Raw genomic sequence first — 15700 nt, 5'->3', positions numbered from 1 at the left:
GAATGCGGCTAGGCCACATTCACCCGTTGGCCGGGCGGTGCCGCCTCAAGCCAGGCGAGGAAACCGGTCAGCGCGTCTTCGCTCATGGCCAGTTCCAGGCGGGTGCCGCGATGGGCACAGGCCAGGATCACCGCGTCGGAGAGCAGGGCCAGTTCCTCCTCGCCCTCCGGGACCCGGCGGCCGGCCACCTCGATCGCGGAACGCTCCAGGACCCGCCGCGGGCGGTAGGCGTAGGAGAAGACGCGGTACCACTCGATGCGGTCGCCGTTGTAGCGGGCGACGCCGTAGCTCCATCCCTTGCCGCTGGTGTCGGGTTTCTCCGGCACGTCCCAGCGCAGCGAACAGTCGAACGTCCCCCCGGAGCGCTGGATGAGCCGGCGGCGCAGTCCGAACAGGAACAGCCCCACCACCACGAGCGCTACCACGACTCCGCACACAGTCAGAGCGAGGACCATCGGCACCGACCTCCTCGTCTCCTAGGTAACGGAACGGAAAAATCACCCACATCTGCCTCAGCCGCGGCCGGTACCGGATTGCTCCGGTACCGGCCGCGGCTGAGTGACGTCATCGCACGACGCTCCCCCAGAGCCTAGAGGACTGGGAGGCGTCCTCGGTCAGCGCGTCGTCGCCGCACGCAGGCGGACGTCCGCACGCCGCTCGGCGACGGCATCGCCTTCCGCCTTGGCGCGCTCCAGCTCCCGCTCCACGCGCTGGACATCGATCTCGTCCGACAGTTCGGCGATCTCGGCAAGCAGCGACAGCTTGTCGTCCGCGAACGAGATGAAACCGCCGTGCACCGCGGCGACGACCGTTCCACCATCACTCGTACGGATGGTCACCGGGCCCGACTCCAGCACACCGAGCAGCGGCTGGTGACCGGGCATGACGCCGATGTCGCCGGACGTGGTGCGCGCGACGACCAGGGTGGCCTCACCGGACCAGACCTTACGGTCGGCGGCGACCAGCTCGACGTGCAGCTCAGCAGCCAAGGGGGGCTCCTCGGGTCACCACCCGGCCAGGGCGCCGGGTGTGGGGTCAATTCTAATGGGCTCTCATGGGCGTGGAGAGAGGGGCTGGACCCCACCCCCGCAAGGGTTGGATCCGCGCCCCTCTCGGACGAGCACGGGGCTCAGGAGACGCCCAGCTCCTTGGCGTTGGCCTTCAGGTCCTCCAGGCCACCGCACATGAAGAACGCCTGCTCGGGGAAGTGGTCGTACTCACCGTCGCAGATCGCGTTGAACGCGGCGATCGACTCGTCGAGCGGCACGTCCGAACCGTCCACGCCGGTGAACTGCTTGGCGACGTGGGTGTTCTGGGACAGGAAGCGCTCCACCCGGCGGGCCCGGTGGACGACCAGCTTGTCCTCCTCGCCCAGCTCGTCGATGCCGAGGATCGCGATGATGTCCTGGAGGTCCTTGTACTTCTGCAGGATCGTCTTGACGCGCATCGCGGCGCCGTAGTGGTCCTGCGAGATGTAGCGCGGGTCCAGGATCCGGGACGTGGAGTCCAGCGGGTCCACGGCCGGGTAGATGCCCTTCTCGGAGATCGGACGGGAGAGCACCGTCGTCGCGTCGAGGTGGGCGAAGGTGGTGGCCGGGGCCGGGTCGGTCAGGTCGTCGGCGGGGACGTAGATCGCCTGCATCGAGGTGATCGAGTGACCGCGGGTCGAGGTGATGCGCTCCTGCAGGAGACCCATCTCGTCGGCCAGGTTCGGCTGGTAGCCCACCGCGGACGGCATGCGGCCGAGCAGCGTGGAGACCTCGGAACCGGCCTGCGTGAAGCGGAAGATGTTGTCGATGAAGAACAGCACGTCCTGCTTCTGGACGTCACGGAAGTACTCGGCCATGGTGAGGCCGGCCAGCGCGACGCGCAGACGGGTGCCCGGGGGCTCGTCCATCTGACCGAAGACCAGGGCGGTCTTGTCGATGACGCCCGAGTCGGTCATCTCCTCGATGAGGTCGTTGCCCTCACGGGTGCGCTCACCGACACCGGCGAACACGGAGACACCGTCGTGGTTGTTGGCGACACGGTAGATCATCTCCTGGATGAGCACCGTCTTGCCGACGCCGGCGCCGCCGAACAGGCCGATCTTGCCGCCCTTGACGTACGGGGTGAGCAGGTCGATGACCTTGACGCCCGTCTCGAACATCTCGGTCTTCGACTCAAGCTCGTCGAAGTTCGGGGCCTTGCGGTGGATCGGCCAGCGCTCGCCGTCGTAGGTCTCGTCGACGTTCAGCACCTCACCGAGGGTGTTGAACACCTTGCCCTTGGTGAAGTCGCCGACCGGCACGGTGATCGGCGCGCCGGTGTCGACGACCGGGGACTGGCGGACCAGGCCGTCGGTGGGCTGCATGGAGATCGCGCGGACCAGGCCGTCACCCAGGTGCTGGGCGACCTCCAGGGTCAGCGTCTTCTTCTCGCCGGCGTTGGCCGGGTCGGCCACCTCGACGTGCAGGGCCTGGTAGATGTCCGGCATCGCGTCGACGGGGAACTCCACGTCGACGACCGGGCCGATGACCCGGGCGACGCGGCCCGTAGCCGTCGCGGTCTCAACAGTGGTGGTCATTTATCGGTCACTCCCCGCGGTCGCGTCGGCCAGGGCGCTGGCGCCACCGACGATCTCGCTGATTTCCTGGGTGATTTCGGCCTGGCGGGCCTGGTTGGCAAGCCGGGTGAGGTTCTCGATGAGCTCGCCCGCGTTGTCGGTGGCCGACTTCATCGCGCGCCGCGTGGCGGCGTGCTTCGAAGCGGCCGACTGGAGGAGCGCGTTGTAGATACGGCTCTCCACGTAGCGCGGCAGCAGGGCGTCGAGGACGTCCTCCGCCGAGGGCTCGAAGTCGTACAGCGGAAGGATCTCGCCCGTGGGCCGCTGCTCCGCCACCTCGTCGAGGCGCAGCGGCAGCAGCCGGGCGTCCAGCGCCGTCTGCGTCATCATCGACACGAACTCGGTGAAGACCATGTGGAGTTCATCCACACCGCCGTTCGCCGTGTCCTGCTCGATGGCCTTGATCAGGGGCTCCGCGACCTTCTTGGCGTCCGCGTACGTCGGCTCGTCGGTGAAGCCGGTCCACGACTCCGCGACCTTGCGCTCACGGAAGTTGTAGTGGGCCAGCCCGCGACGGCCGACGATGTACGTGTCGACCTGCTTGCCCTCGCGCTCCAGGCGCTCGGTCAGCTGCTCCGCCGCCTTGATGGCGTTGGAGTTGAAGGCGCCGGCCAGGCCGCGGTCGCTCGTCAGGAGCAGGACCGCGGCACGGCTCGGGTTCTCCGCCTCCGTGGTGAGCGGGTGCTTGGTGTTCGAACCGGTGCCGACCGCCGTGACCGCGCGGGTCAGTTCCTGCGCGTACGGCGTGGAGGCCGCCACCTTGCGCTGCGCCTTGACGACGCGCGAGGCGGCGATCATCTCCATCGCCTTGGTGATCTTCTTGGTCGCGGTGACGGATCGGATGCGACGCTTGTAGACCCGGAGCTGGGCTCCCATGAGTCAGGTCCCTTCCTTACGTCACTTGGCGGCAGCGGCCGGAGCGTCCTCGCCGAGCAGCTTGCCGTCGGAGGTCTCGAACTGCTTCTTGAAGTCCGCGATCGCGTCGGCCACGGCCGTCAGCGTGTCGTCGGACATCTTGCCGCCCTCCTTGATGGAGGTCATGAGGCCCTGCTCCTTGCGGTGCAGGTACTCAAGCAGCTCCTTCTCGAAGCGGCGGATGTCGGCGACCGGCACGTCGTCCATCCGGCCGGTGGTGCCGGCCCAGACGGAGACGACCTGGTCCTCGGTGGCCATCGGCTGGTACTGGTCCTGCTTCAGCAGCTCGACCATGCGCTGACCGCGCTCCAGCTGGGCCTTGGACGCGGCGTCCAGGTCGGAACCGAAGGCGGCGAACGCCTCCAGCTCACGGAACTGGGCGAGGTCCACGCGGAGCCGGCCGGAGACCTGCTTCATCGCCTTGTGCTGGGCGGAGCCACCGACGCGGGAGACCGAGATACCGACGTTCAGGGCTGGCCGCTGACCGGCGTTGAACAGGTCGGACTCCAGGAAGCACTGGCCGTCGGTGATGGAGATGACGTTGGTCGGGATGAACGCCGACACGTCGTTGGCCTTGGTCTCGACGATCGGCAGGCCGGTCATCGAGCCGGCTCCCATGTCGTCGGAGAGCTTGGCGCAGCGCTCAAGGAGACGGGAGTGCAGGTAGAAGACGTCACCCGGGTAGGCCTCGCGGCCCGGCGGGCGGCGCAGCAGCAGGGACACGGCACGGTAGGCGTCGGCCTGCTTCGAGAGGTCGTCGAAGATGATCAGGACGTGCTTGCCCTGGTACATCCAGTGCTGGCCGATGGCCGAGCCGGTGTAGGGCGCCAGGTACTTGAAGCCGGCCGGGTCGGACGCCGGGGCGGCGACGATGGTCGTGTACTCCAGCGCGCCGTTCTCCTCCAGCGCGCGGCGGACCGACGCGATGGTGGAGCCCTTCTGGCCGATGGCGACGTAGATGCAGCGGACCTGCTTGTTCGGGTCGCCGGAGCGCCAGTTGTCGCGCTGGTTGATGATCGTGTCGACGGCCAGGGCGGTCTTGCCGGTCTGGCGGTCACCGATGATCAGCTGGCGCTGGCCGCGGCCGATCGGGGTCATCGCGTCGACGGCCTTGTAGCCCGTCTCCATCGGCTCGTGCACCGACTTGCGCTGCATGACCGTGGGGGCCTGCAGTTCGAGGGCACGGCGGCCGTCGGTGTCGATCTCGCCGAGACCGTCGATCGGGTTGCCGAGCGGGTCGACGACGCGGCCGAGGTAGCCCTCGCCGACCGCGACGGAAAGGACCTCACCGGTGCGCTGCACCGGCTGACCCTCCTCGATGCCGCTGAACTCACCGAGGACGATGGCACCGATCTCGCGCTCTTCCAGGTTCAGCGCGAGGCCGAGGGTGCCGTCCTCGAACTTCAGCAGTTCGTTGGCCATGGCCGAGGGCAGGCCCTCGACCTTCGCGATGCCGTCGCCGGCAAGGGTGACCGTACCGACCTCCTCGCGCGAGGCCGCGTCCGGCTTGTACGACTGGACGAAGTTCTCCAGCGCGTCCCGGATCTCCTCCGGCCGGATCGTGAGCTCCGCCATCTGGGTTCCCTGCTCTCCTTGTTGGGCCCGAAGTTTCACTTGGGGGGATGGGGACTCCCCCCGTCTGGAGGTGAATCCTCTGCACGGCCCAACCAGGGCCGCCATCAGTACGTACTGCTTCTTGAGTTGCTGCTAGCCCGCCATGCGGCGGGCGGCGTCCTCCAGCCGGTCCGCGATCGAGCCGTTGATGACCTCGTCGCCGACCTGCACCCGGATACCGCCGACGACCGCCGGATCCACATCGAGGTTGAGGTGCATCGTGCGGCCGTAGAGCTTCGCCAGGGCGGCGCCCAGGCGCCGCTTCTGGGTGTCGCTCAGCGGTACCGCCGAGGTGACGACGGCGACCGTGCGGTCCCGTCGCTCGGCGGCGAGCTTGGACAGGGATTCGATTCCCGCTTCCAGGCTACGTCCACGCGGCGCGGTCACAAGGCGCGTCACCAGACGCTCGGTGGTCGCGTCGGCCCGGCCCCCGAGCAGCCGGTGCAGCAGCTCGGTCTTGGCCGAGGTGCCGGCGCCGCGGTTGGTGAGCGCGGCGCGCAGCTCGGTGCTGGAGGAGATGATCCGGCCGAACCGGAACAGCTCGTCCTCCACGCTGTCGAGCCGGCCCACCCGCTGCGCGGCCGTGAGGTCGGCCACATCGGCCAGCTCCTCCAGCGCGTCCACCAGGTCGCGCGGCTGCGACCAGCGGGAGCGCACCATACCGGACACCAGGTCCGCGGCCGGGCCGCTGATCTGGCCGCCGACCAGGCGCCGGACCAGCTCGGCCTTGGCCTCGCCGGGCTGCGCCGGGTCGGTGAGGACCCGACGCAGCGACACCTCGCGGTCGAGCAGCGCGGTGACGGCCGCCAGCTCGTCGGCGAGCCGCGCCGCGTCCACGGACGTGGCGTCCGTCAGCGCGTCAAGACGCTCACGTGCGGCTGTCAGTGCCTCGCGGCTCGCTCCGTTCATCGCGCCGCCTCGGCCTTCTGGTCGAGCTCGTCGAGGAAGCGGTCGATGACGCGGCTCTGCCGGGCGTGGTCCTCAAGGGACTCGCCGACGAGCTTGCCGGCCAGTTCGGTGGCGAGCTTGCCGACGTCCTGGCGCAGCGCGGCCGAGGCGGCCTTGCGGTCGGCCTCGATCTGGGTGTGACCGGCGGCGACGATCTCCTCACGCTGCCGCTGGCCCTCGGCGCGCATCTCGGCGATGAGCGCGGCACCCTGCTCCTGCGCCTCCTGGCGCAGCCGCGCGGCCTCGTGCCGGGCCTCGGCGAGCTGGGCCTTGTACTGCTCAAGGACGCTCTGGGCTTCGGTCTGCGCGGCCTCGGCCTTCTCGATACCGCCCTCGATGGCCTCGCGGCGCTGCTCCAGAACCTTGTTGATGTTCGGAAGGAGCTTCCAGGCGAGGAAGCCGAAGACGATGACGAAGGCGAGCAGGCCGATGACGAGCTCGGGGATCGGCGGGACGAGGGGGTTCTCCTTGCCCTCGGCCGCCAGAATGAGCATCGGGCTCATGTCAGTGCCTTTCGTCTAGGGGGCTGTCGCTGATCGGTCGGCCGATCAGGTGCCGTAGACGAACGGCATGACCAGGCCGATGAGGGCGAGCGCCTCACAGAAGGCGAAGCCGAGGATCTGGTTGGCGCGGATCAGGCCGGCCGCCTCGGGCTGGCGGGCCAGGGCCTGGGTGCCGTTGCCGAAGATGATGCCGACGCCGACGCCGGGGCCGATGGCGGCCAGGCCGTAACCGATGGAACCGAGCGAGCCGGAGACGGCGGCAAGGGTCTGGGACATGCCAGTTCTTCCTTCTTCTTTACGGACCGGTGGGGGTTGGCCACCGGACGATCAGGGGGGTGGTACGGGCGCTCAGTGGTGCTCGGCGAGGGCGCCCTGGATGTAGGTGCACGTCAGCAGCACGAACACGTACGCCTGCAGTGCCTGGATGAACAGCTCGAAGGCCGTCATCACGATGGTCATGAGGAAGCTGACGCCGGCGTAGGCGATGCCGATGCCGTTCAGCAGGTACCAGCTGGCGATCGTGAAGAGCAGCAGCAGGGTGTGGCCCGCGAACATGTTCGCGAAGAGCCGGACCGCGTGGGTGAAGGGCCGCACCAGCAGGTTCGAGAAGAACTCGATGGTCATGGCGAGCGGCAGCACCGCGCCCAGCGACTTGTCGTAGCCCGTGACGTTCTTGAAGAAGCCGACGAAGCCGTGCCGCTTGAAGGTCAGCGAGACCCACAGGACGTAGACGATCAGGGCCAGCACCGCCGGGTAGGCGATGATCGCCGTCACCGGGAACTGGGCGACCGGGACGATCGACCAGAGGTTCATCATCCAGATGAAGAAGAACAGCGAGACGATCAGCGGGACGTACTTCTCGCCCTCCTTCTTGCCGATCGTCTCGTACACGACGCCGCGCCGGATGAAGTCGTAGCCCGACTCGGCCACCATCTGGAGCTTGCCGGGCACGACCTTCGGCCGGCGGAAGGCGGCCCAGAAGAATCCGACGATGATGATCGAGCCGAGCAGGGCCAGCAGCATCGTCTTGTTGAAGTACACGTTGCTGTCGCCGTTGCCCCAGAGGGGCTCGAACAGGAACGAGTGCAGGCCCGGAGCGGGGAAGCCACAGCCGTCAAAGATGTGGCAGTCGGTCTCGAAGGCGAGCACCTGCGTCGGGTCAGCACTCACCGCGGGCTCCTTCTGCGTGGCGCATGGGTACGGCAACCTCGTTGTGTCGGCGCGGCGCACGGCCGCGGTTCGGCACCGGACTGGTGTTACGGATGTGGGGGCGGCTGGGGGACATCTCGCCTCGCGATTGAGCAGGCGTCAGCTCGGATGCCCGCGCCCGCGATGCCGCAGTTGGCACCGGACGATAGCAGCATCTCTCATGCGCCTTTATCCCGGGCCTACCTCTCACGACGAGTGCCCGGTCTTCTCGGCCCTGTCACCGCTCGCGGGGGCGGCCGAACCGGGTTCGACGTAGAGGATCTTGGACTTCATGTGCGCACGCGTCTGGGCCGCGATCCAGGTGAGGGTGGCGAGGACGAGCGTGAGCGCGAAGGCCCGGGGGTTGAACAGCGTGGTGTTCTTGAACGCCGCGACGAACACGAACAGCAGCAGGATCTGCGCCGCGTAGAGCATCAGGCCCATGGCCTGGAACAGGTGCGGGAGCGATGCGGCGGTGCGCTGCAGGGCGTAGAGGCCCAGTCCCATGAACAGGATCACCACCAGCGTCGCGACGACCGCCCCGATGGCTCCCTTGCCGCCCGCGACCACCGCGCTGACGACGGCGGCGAGCGCGCCGACGGCAGCCGTGGGCACGGCGGCCTGGGCCAGGGTCCGGACGTCATTGGACGGCATGGCGGCAACTCCGCTTTTCACAGGGGGCGAGGGGTGTCGTCATGGACGAGCGTAGCCCCGGGCTGAGTGGGCGGGACCTCACACCAATGGACTGTGGCACTGGGGCCCGTCGGCCGTGTCCGGGGTTCTCGTGAACCGTATCACAAACTATTTGATGAGGTCTTTACCTGGTAGGTGTGCTCGCTGTCACACATGAGGGTGACAGTGCGCGTATGTGCAAAATCCCCGCCCAGTTGTCTGGTATTGGGGCCTTTGCTCCCCCACGACTTGGCAATGCTCTCGTCAGATTCTTACCTTGGGCGTCAGCGGGACGTACCCGCGTTGCGCCCGTCCAGCAGACGCGAACGAGGGCCGACGGCGCTCGCCCCGTTGACCCCGGCGGTCACCGGAGTGCGCAGTTCCTCCTCAACCGGCGCCGCGCCCGGGCAGGTTGCCACAGCCTCCGGCGCCCGCCTGCGCCGGTAGCGCGGCGGCACGAAGTGCTCGGCCCAGCGCGGGGCGCGGGGCGTGAACCGCGGCAGCAGGAGCAGCACCAGGCCGATCGCGCTGAGGAAGACCACACCGAGCACGATCCACATCGACGCGGAGTTCACGGAGTAGGCCAGCGCCCCGAAGGCGATCAGCGCCGACCAGAAGTACATGATCAGCACCGCCCGGCTGTGCGAGTGGCCGATCTCCAGGAGCCGGTGGTGCAGATGCCCGCGGTCGGCGGCGAACGGCGACTGGCCGCGCCAGGTACGGCGCACGATCGCCAGCACCAGGTCGGCGGCCGGCACCGCGATGATCGTCAGCGGCAGCAGCAGCGGGATGTACACGGGCACCGTCTGGTGCACCGCCGCCTTCTCGGAGCCGGTGAACAGGGCCAGCGCGTCCGGGTCGACCTGCCCCGTGACGGAGATCGCACCCGCGGCCAGCACCAGGCCGATCAGCATCGAGCCGGAGTCACCCATGAAGATCCGCGCGGGGTGCATGTTGTGCGGCAGAAAGCCCAGGCACATGCCCATCAGGATGGCCGCGAACAGCGTGGCCGGGGCGGCGGCCTCGATGCCGTACGAGTACCAGATCCGGTAGGCGTACAGGAAGAACGCCGCGGCGGCGATGCACACCATGCCCGACGCGAGGCCGTCCAGACCGTCCACGAAGTTCACCGCGTTGATCGTGATGACGACCAGCGCCACCGTCAGCAGCGTGCCCTGCCACGGGGTCAGCGCCACATTGCCGACACCCGGGATGGGCAGCCACAGGATGGTCAGACCCTGCATGACCATCACGCCCGCCGCGATCATCTGCCCGCCCAGCTTGATCAGGGCGTCGATCTCGAACTTGTCGTCCAGGACACCGATCAGCCAGATCAGCGCGGCCCCGGACAGCAGCGCCCGCGGCTCGTTGGACTTGGTGAAGACCTCGTTGAGGTTGGTCAGATGGTCGGCCGCCAGCAGGCCCGCGCACAGGCCGAAGAACATGGCGATCCCGCCGAGGCGCGGAGTGGGCTCCCGGTGCACGTCACGCGCCCGGATCTCCGGCATCGCCCCGGCCACGATCGCGAACTTCCGTACCGGCCCTGTCAGCAGGTACGTCACCGCGGCCGTGATGCAGAGCGTCAGCAGGTATTCACGCACAGGCTTCCCCACAGGTCTCGCTGGCCATCACAGCCCCACACCCTAGCGAGGGACGCATATGTATGGGGACTTCCGGGTAGCGACGATGGTTGCACGCGTGGCTGTGCAGCAGGTGCACGACCCCGCGCCTACCCGCATTCGACCGGGATACGGCGGAAATCCGCTTCAGCCGGGATACGGCGGAAATCGACCGGCCAGCTCGCGCGCCTGCGCACGGGCCCCGACCGGGTCCACCGCACCGCGCAGCACCCCCGCGAGCAGCGCCCCGATCCGGTCCAGCTCCGCCTCCCGCATGCCCTGCGTGGTCAGCGCGGCGGTGCCAAGACGCAGCCCGCGCGCCTCCCCGTGGGGCAGCGCACAGCAGTCGAGGACCAGCCCGGCGGCGGCGAGCCGGCCCCGCGCCGCCTTGCCGTCGACACCGAGCGGCGCCGGATCGGCGGTGATCAGATGGGTGTCCGTGCCGCCGGTGGTCACCACAAGACCCTCGGCGGCCAGCCGGGCCGCCAGCACCCGCGCGTTGGCCACCACCTGCCGGGCGTACGCGGCAAAGGCCGGCCGCGCCGCCTCACCGAAGGCCACGGCCTTCGCGGCGACGGCGTTCATCTGGGCCCCGGCCTGCGTGAACGGGAACACGGCCCGGTCGACGCGCTCGGCCAGTTCGGCCCCGCACAGGATCATCCCGCCGCGCGGCCCGCGCAGCACCTTGTGCGTGGTGGCGCACACGATGTCGGCGTACGGCACCGGGCTGGGCGCCACTCCCCCGGCGACGAGCCCGATCGGATGGGCGGCGTCCGCGATGAGGTACGCGCCGACCTCGTCGGCCACCTCGCGGAAGAACGCGTAGTCCAGGTGGCGCGGGTAGGCGATCGAACCGCACACGATCGCCTTGGGCCGGTGCGAGCGGGCCAGCGCCCGCACCTGGTCCCGGTCGATGAGCCCGGTCTCCGCGTCCACCCCGTAGCCCACGAAGTCGAACCAGCGGCCGGAGAAGTTGGCCGGCGAGCCGTGCGTGAGATGGCCGCCGTAGGACAGCCCGAGGGCGAGGACGGTGTCGCCCGGCCGCAGCAGGGCGGCGTACGCGGCGAGCACGGCGGAGGAGCCGGAGTGCGGCTGGACGTTGGCGTGCGCGGCCCCGAACAGCTCCCTGGCCCGGTCGACGGCAAGCCGCTCGGCGACGTCCGCCAGCTCGCAGCCGCCGTGGTAGCGGGCGCCCGGATAGCCCTCCGCGTACTTGTTGGCGAGCGGCGAGCCGAGCGCCGCCAGCACGGCCGGGGACGCGTAGTTCTCGGCCGCGCTCAGCTGCAGCGTGGTCGACTGCCGGGCCAGCTCGCCCAGCAGGATCTCGGCCAGCTCGGGGTCCTGCCCGCGCAGCACATCGGCCTCTACGAGGGTGTGGGTGACCGACATGACGGACTCCCGGGCGGTCGACGGTGACGTAGGTCCACTGTAGGCCGGGGCCGGAAGGGGTGCGCGGTCGGCTACATCCGTGCGGGGACCCCGGTGAGGGCCGTGACCACCGGGTCAAGTGCCTCGTGTATCTCGTCGCCGACGGACCGGAAGAAGGTCAGGGGCGCGCCGTACGGGTCGTAGACCTCGTCGGCCTCGGCCGTGGGCGCCAGCAGCCAGCCGCGCAGCGCCGCGGCCGCCCGGACCAGCGCGCGGGCCCGCGCGACCAGGCCGTCCTCCAGCGGCGGCAGCGTCGTCGGGTCTATCGCCCTGACCAGCCGGGTGAACTCCTTCAGCGTGAAGGTCCGCAGCCCGGCCGAATGGCCCATGGAGATGACCTGGGCCCGGTGGTCGCGGGTGGCGGTCAGCACCAGGTCGGCCGTGATCACATGCTCGTCGAGGAGTTCCCGGCCGGTGAAGCCGGAGGCGTCCGCGCCGAACTCGGCCAGCACGGCCTCCGCGTTGGCCTCCATCGGCGCGCCCTCATGACCCCAGGTGCCCGCGCTCTCCACGATCAGCCCGCCGCCCAGGATGCCCAGCCGCTCCCTCACGAAATGGCGGGTCAGCCGCTCGGTGATGGGCGAGCGGCACACGTTGCCGGTGCTGACGTGGAGGATGCGGAAGGTGTCGCGCGGGAATCCGAAGGTCGTCGTCTCCTCCGCGCTGCTGTCCCCGTTTCCTATGCCACGCATGGGGGTCCCCCCTGGTCGAGCGCAGCCGAGACCTCGGGGGATTCAGGGGCCGTCAATTCGCCACCTCAAGGTCGGGTACGACCTTTCGCAGCTCGTCCGGAGTGAGCGCGCCCTCGCGCAGCAGCACCGGCACGTCACCCGTGACGTCCACGATGGACGACGGCACGTTGGCGGGGGTCGGGCCGCCGTCGAGGTAGACGGACACGGAGTCCCCGAGCATCTGCTGGGCGGCGTCACAGTCCTCCGGCGCCGGGTGGCCGGTGAGGTTCGCCGACGACACGGCCATCGGGCCGACCTCGGTCAGCAGCTCGATGGCGACCGGGTGCAGCGGCATCCGCACGGCCACCGTGCCCCGGGTGTCGCCGAGGTCCCACTGGAGCGACGGCTGGTGCCGGGCGATCAGCGTGAGGGCGCCCGGCCAGAACGCGTCGACCAGCTCCCAGGCCATCTCGGAGAAGTCCGTGACGAGGCCGTGCAGGGTGTTCGGGGAACCGATGAGGACGGGCGTGGGCATGTTGCGGCCCCGGCCCTTGGCCTCCAGCAGGTCGGCCACGGCCTCCGCGGAGAACGCGTCGGCGCCGATGCCGTAGACGGTGTCGGTCGGCAGCACCACGAGTTCGCCCCGGCGGACGGCGGACGCGGCCTCACGCAGACCCGTCGTACGGTCGGTGGCGTCATTGGTGTCGTATCGCCGTGCCATGTCTAGCGGTCTCCTTCTGTTGTCGCTCGGTTCGCCTCCGCAATGCCCTGGGCCGGCCCGCCCGGCCGGGCCGCCGCGCGCGTCGGCGTCACGGCAGGGCCCTGCGGGCGGTCGCGAACCGGGGGCGGTTGTTGAGATCGGGATGGTCGGCCGCGTCGGCCCAGCCCCGCTCCTCGGTGAAGATCCACGGCACCTGGCCGCCCTGGGTGTCGGCGTGCTCGATGACCACGACGCCGCCGGGCCGCAGCAGCCGGTGCGCGGTGCGCTCCAGGCCACGGATCAGATCGAGGCCGTCCTCGCCGGAGAACAGCGCCAGCTCCGGGTCGTAGTCGCGGGCCTCGGGGGCGACGTACTCCCACTCGGTGAGCGGAATGTACGGCGGGTTGGAGATGACCAGGTCGACCTGGCCGTCGAGGTCCGGGAAGGCGTCCAGGGCGTTGCCCTGGCGCAGATCCACCCTGGAGCCCGCCATGTTCTTGCGGGTCCACCGGAGGGCTTCCTCGGACAGCTCGACGGCGTGCACGCGCGAGCGCGGCACCTCCTGGGCGAGGGCCAGCGCGATGGCGCCGGAGCCGGTGCACAGGTCGACGATGAGCGGTTCGACCACGTCCATGGCGCGCACGGCGTCTATGGCCCAGCCGACCACCGACTCGGTCTCCGGCCGCGGCACGAAGACCCCGGGTCCGACCTGAAGCTCCAGATACCGGAAGTAGGCGCGCCCGGTGATGTGCTGAAGCGGCTCGCGCTGCTCGCGGCGGGCGACGACCTCCCAGTAGCGGGCGTCGAAGTCGGAGTCCTTCACGGAGTGCAGCTCGCCCCGCTTCACACCGTGCACGAACGCGGCGAGTTCCTCCGCGTCGTTGCGGGGCGAGGGCACGCCGGCGTCCGCCAGCCGCTGGGTGGCCTGGGCCACCTCCGCGAGCAGCACGCTGCGGGAGGTCGGGGGTCGCCCCCCAAAAGGTTGCTGCACGCTCGTCCTCCGGTGTTCGCTACGTCGCCCAGTCGTCCTGGGCGCCTCAGGCCGCGGCCAGCTTCGCCGCCGAGTCCGCGTCGACACATGCCTGGATCACCGCGTCGAGTTCGCCGTCCAGGACCTGGTCCAGGTTGTACGCCTTGAAGCCGACACGGTGGTCCGAGATGCGGTTCTCCGGGAAGTTGTACGTACGGATCTTCTCGGAGCGGTCGACGGTACGGACCTGGCTGCGCCGGGCGTCGGCGGCTTCCTTCTCCGCCTCCTCCTGCGCCATGGCGAGCAGCCTGGAGCGCAGGATACGCAGTGCCTGCTCCTTGTTCTGCAACTGGCTCTTCTCGTTCTGGCAGGAAGCGACGACTCCGGTCGGGATGTGCGTGATGCGCACGGCGGAGTCGGTGGTGTTGACGGACTGGCCGCCCGGTCCTGAGGACCGGTAGACGTCGATACGGAGGTCATTGGGGTTGATCTCCACGTCCACCTCCTCGGCCTCGGGGGTGACGAGGACACCGGCCGCCGAGGTGTGGATCCGGCCCTGCGACTCGGTGGCGGGCACCCGCTGCACCCGGTGCACCCCGCCCTCGTACTTCAGCCGGGCCCATACGCCCTGCCCCGGCTCGGTCTGCCCACGGGACTTCACCGCGACCTGGACGTCCTTGTAGCCGCCCAGCTCGGACTCGGTGGAGTCGATGATCTCGGTCTTCCAGCCGACGCGCTCGGCGTAGCGCAGATACATGCGCAGCAGGTCACCGGCGAACAGGGCCGACTCGTCGCCGCCCGCGCCCGCCTTGATCTCCAGGATGACGTCCTTGTCGTCGCTGGGGTCACGCGGGATCAGCAGGAAGCGCAGCTTCTCGGTCAGTTCCTCGCGCTGCTTCTCCAGCTCCTTGACCTCGGCGGCGAACTCCGGGTCGTCCGCGGCCAGTTCACGGGCCGTGTCGATGTCGTCGCCGAACTGCTTCCAGGAGCGGTAGGCGGCGACGATCGGAGTCAGCTCGGCGTAGCGCTTGTTGAGCCGGCGCGCGTTGGCCTGGTCGGCGTGCACCGACGGATCGGCGAGCCGCTTCTCCAGGTCGGCGTGCTCACCGACGAGTTCCTCGACGGCCTCGAACATCTTGGGGCTCCTGTACTGCTCGGAAAAGGGGAAGGCGGGCGACCAAAAACGCCGGTCCCGGGCGTGCCCCGGTGAGGGGCACGGCCGTGGACCGGCGCATGGGGGCTCGCTACTTCTTGGAGCCGGCGGCAGCCTTGCCGAAGCGGGCCTCGAAGCGGGCCACACGGCCACCGGTGTCGAGGATCTTCTGCTTGCCCGTGTAGAACGGGTGGCACTCGGAGCAGACCTCGGCCCGGATGGTGCCGGAGTCGATGGTGCTGCGGGTGGTGAACGACGCGCCACAGGTGCAGCTGACCTGCGTTTCGACGTACGCGGGGTGGATGTCGCGCTTCAAGGTGTCTCCTAGGTTTCGGGAGGGCGCCGGGTCGCTGCCGCGGGGTGCGGGGCGTGAACCGGAGCCGACGTCCCAGTCTGCCAGGACTGGGGCCATCCCCCAAAACCGGGGACGCGGCCCTTCTATTCCGCCATGCCGCTCCGCTGGTTCCGCCGGGCGCCCAAGGGGGTGCCACCTTGGCGCCGTGGGCGGGTGCCGGTTCGATGGAGCTGGGCGCGCAGTTCCCCGCGCCCCTGGGGGGCGGGCGTGGTCATTCGCTGGGCGGCCGAGTGGGGGCGCCCAGCAGAGTGCCACTGTCTCGCCGTGGGCGGGTGACGGTTCATTGTGGCTGGGCGCGCAGTTCCCCGCGCCCCTGGGGGGCGGGCGTGGGCCTTCGTCGGGCGGCCGCGTGGGGGCGC

General features: G+C 69.7%; 17 protein-coding genes. All 17 read right to left on the bottom strand.

The features are described 5' to 3' along the window. Positions 1–8: 8 nt before the first annotated feature. Positions 9–455 (bottom strand): DUF2550 domain-containing protein, encoded by a 447-nt coding sequence (locus tag AC27LF_RS31605; protein ID WP_388718284.1) that lies wholly within the window; start codon positions 453–455, stop codon positions 9–11. Between the two features lie 159 nt (positions 456–614). After that, positions 615–989 carry a F0F1 ATP synthase subunit epsilon gene (locus tag AC27LF_RS31600; protein WP_351739899.1) on the bottom strand — a complete coding sequence of 125 codons (375 nt, stop codon included), beginning with the start codon at positions 987–989 and terminating at the stop codon, positions 615–617. Between the two features lie 140 nt (positions 990–1129). Next, on the bottom strand, positions 1130–2566 hold the full coding sequence (gene atpD, locus AC27LF_RS31595; protein ID WP_479657355.1) for a F0F1 ATP synthase subunit beta: 1437 nt from the start codon (positions 2564–2566) through the stop codon (positions 1130–1132). After that, positions 2567–3481 carry a F0F1 ATP synthase subunit gamma gene (locus AC27LF_RS31590; RefSeq protein WP_479657356.1) on the bottom strand — a complete coding sequence of 305 codons (915 nt, stop codon included), beginning with the start codon at positions 3479–3481 and terminating at the stop codon, positions 2567–2569. A 21-nt stretch (positions 3482–3502) separates the two neighbouring features. After that, entirely contained in the window at positions 3503–5095 is a 1593-nt protein-coding gene (atpA, locus tag AC27LF_RS31585) for a F0F1 ATP synthase subunit alpha (protein WP_479657357.1), read from the bottom strand. A 132-nt stretch (positions 5096–5227) separates the two neighbouring features. After that, positions 5228–6043: a F0F1 ATP synthase subunit delta gene (locus tag AC27LF_RS31580; RefSeq protein ID WP_404026025.1), complete on the bottom strand. Its 816-nt coding sequence runs from the start codon at positions 6041–6043 to the stop codon at positions 5228–5230. Next, a complete protein-coding gene (locus AC27LF_RS31575) occupies positions 6040–6585 on the bottom strand; it encodes a F0F1 ATP synthase subunit B (protein WP_479657358.1) in 546 nt (181 codons plus the stop codon). Before AC27LF_RS31575 ends, AC27LF_RS31580 begins: the two co-directional genes overlap by 4 nt. A gap of 45 nt (positions 6586–6630) precedes the next feature. Next, positions 6631–6861 (bottom strand): ATP synthase F0 subunit C, encoded by a 231-nt coding sequence (gene atpE / locus AC27LF_RS31570; RefSeq protein ID WP_028804225.1) that lies wholly within the window; start codon positions 6859–6861, stop codon positions 6631–6633. Between the two features lie 72 nt (positions 6862–6933). Then, entirely contained in the window at positions 6934–7755 is an 822-nt protein-coding gene (atpB, locus tag AC27LF_RS31565; protein ID WP_479657359.1) for a F0F1 ATP synthase subunit A, read from the bottom strand. Between the two features lie 225 nt (positions 7756–7980). Further along, positions 7981–8427: a Cg1360 family ATP-synthase-associated protein gene (locus AC27LF_RS31560; protein WP_479657360.1), complete on the bottom strand. Its 447-nt coding sequence runs from the start codon at positions 8425–8427 to the stop codon at positions 7981–7983. Positions 8428–8729: 302 nt separating this feature from the next. After that, positions 8730–10046 carry an MraY family glycosyltransferase gene (locus tag AC27LF_RS31555; RefSeq protein ID WP_479657361.1) on the bottom strand — a complete coding sequence of 439 codons (1317 nt, stop codon included), beginning with the start codon at positions 10044–10046 and terminating at the stop codon, positions 8730–8732. Between the two features lie 165 nt (positions 10047–10211). Beyond that, complete coding sequence (locus AC27LF_RS31550) at positions 10212–11453, bottom strand: serine hydroxymethyltransferase (protein WP_479657362.1); 1242 nt, start codon at positions 11451–11453, stop codon at positions 10212–10214. 71 nt (positions 11454–11524) lie between these two features. Continuing rightward, positions 11525–12184: an arsenate reductase/protein-tyrosine-phosphatase family protein gene (locus AC27LF_RS31545; protein WP_479657363.1), complete on the bottom strand. Its 660-nt coding sequence runs from the start codon at positions 12182–12184 to the stop codon at positions 11525–11527. Between the two features lie 52 nt (positions 12185–12236). Continuing rightward, positions 12237–12884: an L-threonylcarbamoyladenylate synthase gene (locus AC27LF_RS31540; RefSeq protein ID WP_479657364.1), complete on the bottom strand. Its 648-nt coding sequence runs from the start codon at positions 12882–12884 to the stop codon at positions 12237–12239. An 88-nt stretch (positions 12885–12972) separates the two neighbouring features. Further along, positions 12973–13812 carry a peptide chain release factor N(5)-glutamine methyltransferase gene (gene prmC, locus AC27LF_RS31535; RefSeq protein ID WP_404026005.1) on the bottom strand — a complete coding sequence of 280 codons (840 nt, stop codon included), beginning with the start codon at positions 13810–13812 and terminating at the stop codon, positions 12973–12975. Between the two features lie 88 nt (positions 13813–13900). Beyond that, positions 13901–14968 carry a peptide chain release factor 1 gene (gene prfA, locus AC27LF_RS31530; protein WP_479657365.1) on the bottom strand — a complete coding sequence of 356 codons (1068 nt, stop codon included), beginning with the start codon at positions 14966–14968 and terminating at the stop codon, positions 13901–13903. A gap of 109 nt (positions 14969–15077) precedes the next feature. Continuing rightward, a complete protein-coding gene (gene rpmE, locus AC27LF_RS31525) occupies positions 15078–15302 on the bottom strand; it encodes a 50S ribosomal protein L31 (protein ID WP_073948783.1) in 225 nt (74 codons plus the stop codon). Between the last annotated feature and the right edge of the window lie 398 nt (positions 15303–15700).

Source organism: Streptomyces diversicolor, assembly GCF_057537855.1.
Note: the sequence above shows the minus strand (reverse complement) of the source record. Positions and strands in the feature narration are given on the sequence as shown.

Coding starts and splice junctions, on each gene's coding strand:
- AC27LF_RS31590 (WP_479657356.1), bottom strand. CDS start 3,481: ATGGGAGCCCAGCTCCGGGTCTACAAGCGTCGCATCCGATCCGTCACC.
- AC27LF_RS31575 (WP_479657358.1), bottom strand. CDS start 6,585: ATGAGCCCGATGCTCATTCTGGCGGCCGAGGGCAAGGAGAACCCCCTC.
- AC27LF_RS31605 (WP_388718284.1), bottom strand. CDS start 455: ATGGTCCTCGCTCTGACTGTGTGCGGAGTCGTGGTAGCGCTCGTGGTG.
- prfA (WP_479657365.1), bottom strand. CDS start 14,968: ATGTTCGAGGCCGTCGAGGAACTCGTCGGTGAGCACGCCGACCTGGAG.
- atpA (WP_479657357.1), bottom strand. CDS start 5,095: ATGGCGGAGCTCACGATCCGGCCGGAGGAGATCCGGGACGCGCTGGAG.
- AC27LF_RS31560 (WP_479657360.1), bottom strand. CDS start 8,427: ATGCCGTCCAATGACGTCCGGACCCTGGCCCAGGCCGCCGTGCCCACG.
- AC27LF_RS31580 (WP_404026025.1), bottom strand. CDS start 6,043: ATGAACGGAGCGAGCCGCGAGGCACTGACAGCCGCACGTGAGCGTCTT.
- AC27LF_RS31550 (WP_479657362.1), bottom strand. CDS start 11,453: ATGTCGGTCACCCACACCCTCGTAGAGGCCGATGTGCTGCGCGGGCAG.
- atpD (WP_479657355.1), bottom strand. CDS start 2,566: ATGACCACCACTGTTGAGACCGCGACGGCTACGGGCCGCGTCGCCCGG.
- AC27LF_RS31545 (WP_479657363.1), bottom strand. CDS start 12,184: ATGCGTGGCATAGGAAACGGGGACAGCAGCGCGGAGGAGACGACGACC.
- AC27LF_RS31540 (WP_479657364.1), bottom strand. CDS start 12,884: ATGGCACGGCGATACGACACCAATGACGCCACCGACCGTACGACGGGT.
- atpE (WP_028804225.1), bottom strand. CDS start 6,861: ATGTCCCAGACCCTTGCCGCCGTCTCCGGCTCGCTCGGTTCCATCGGT.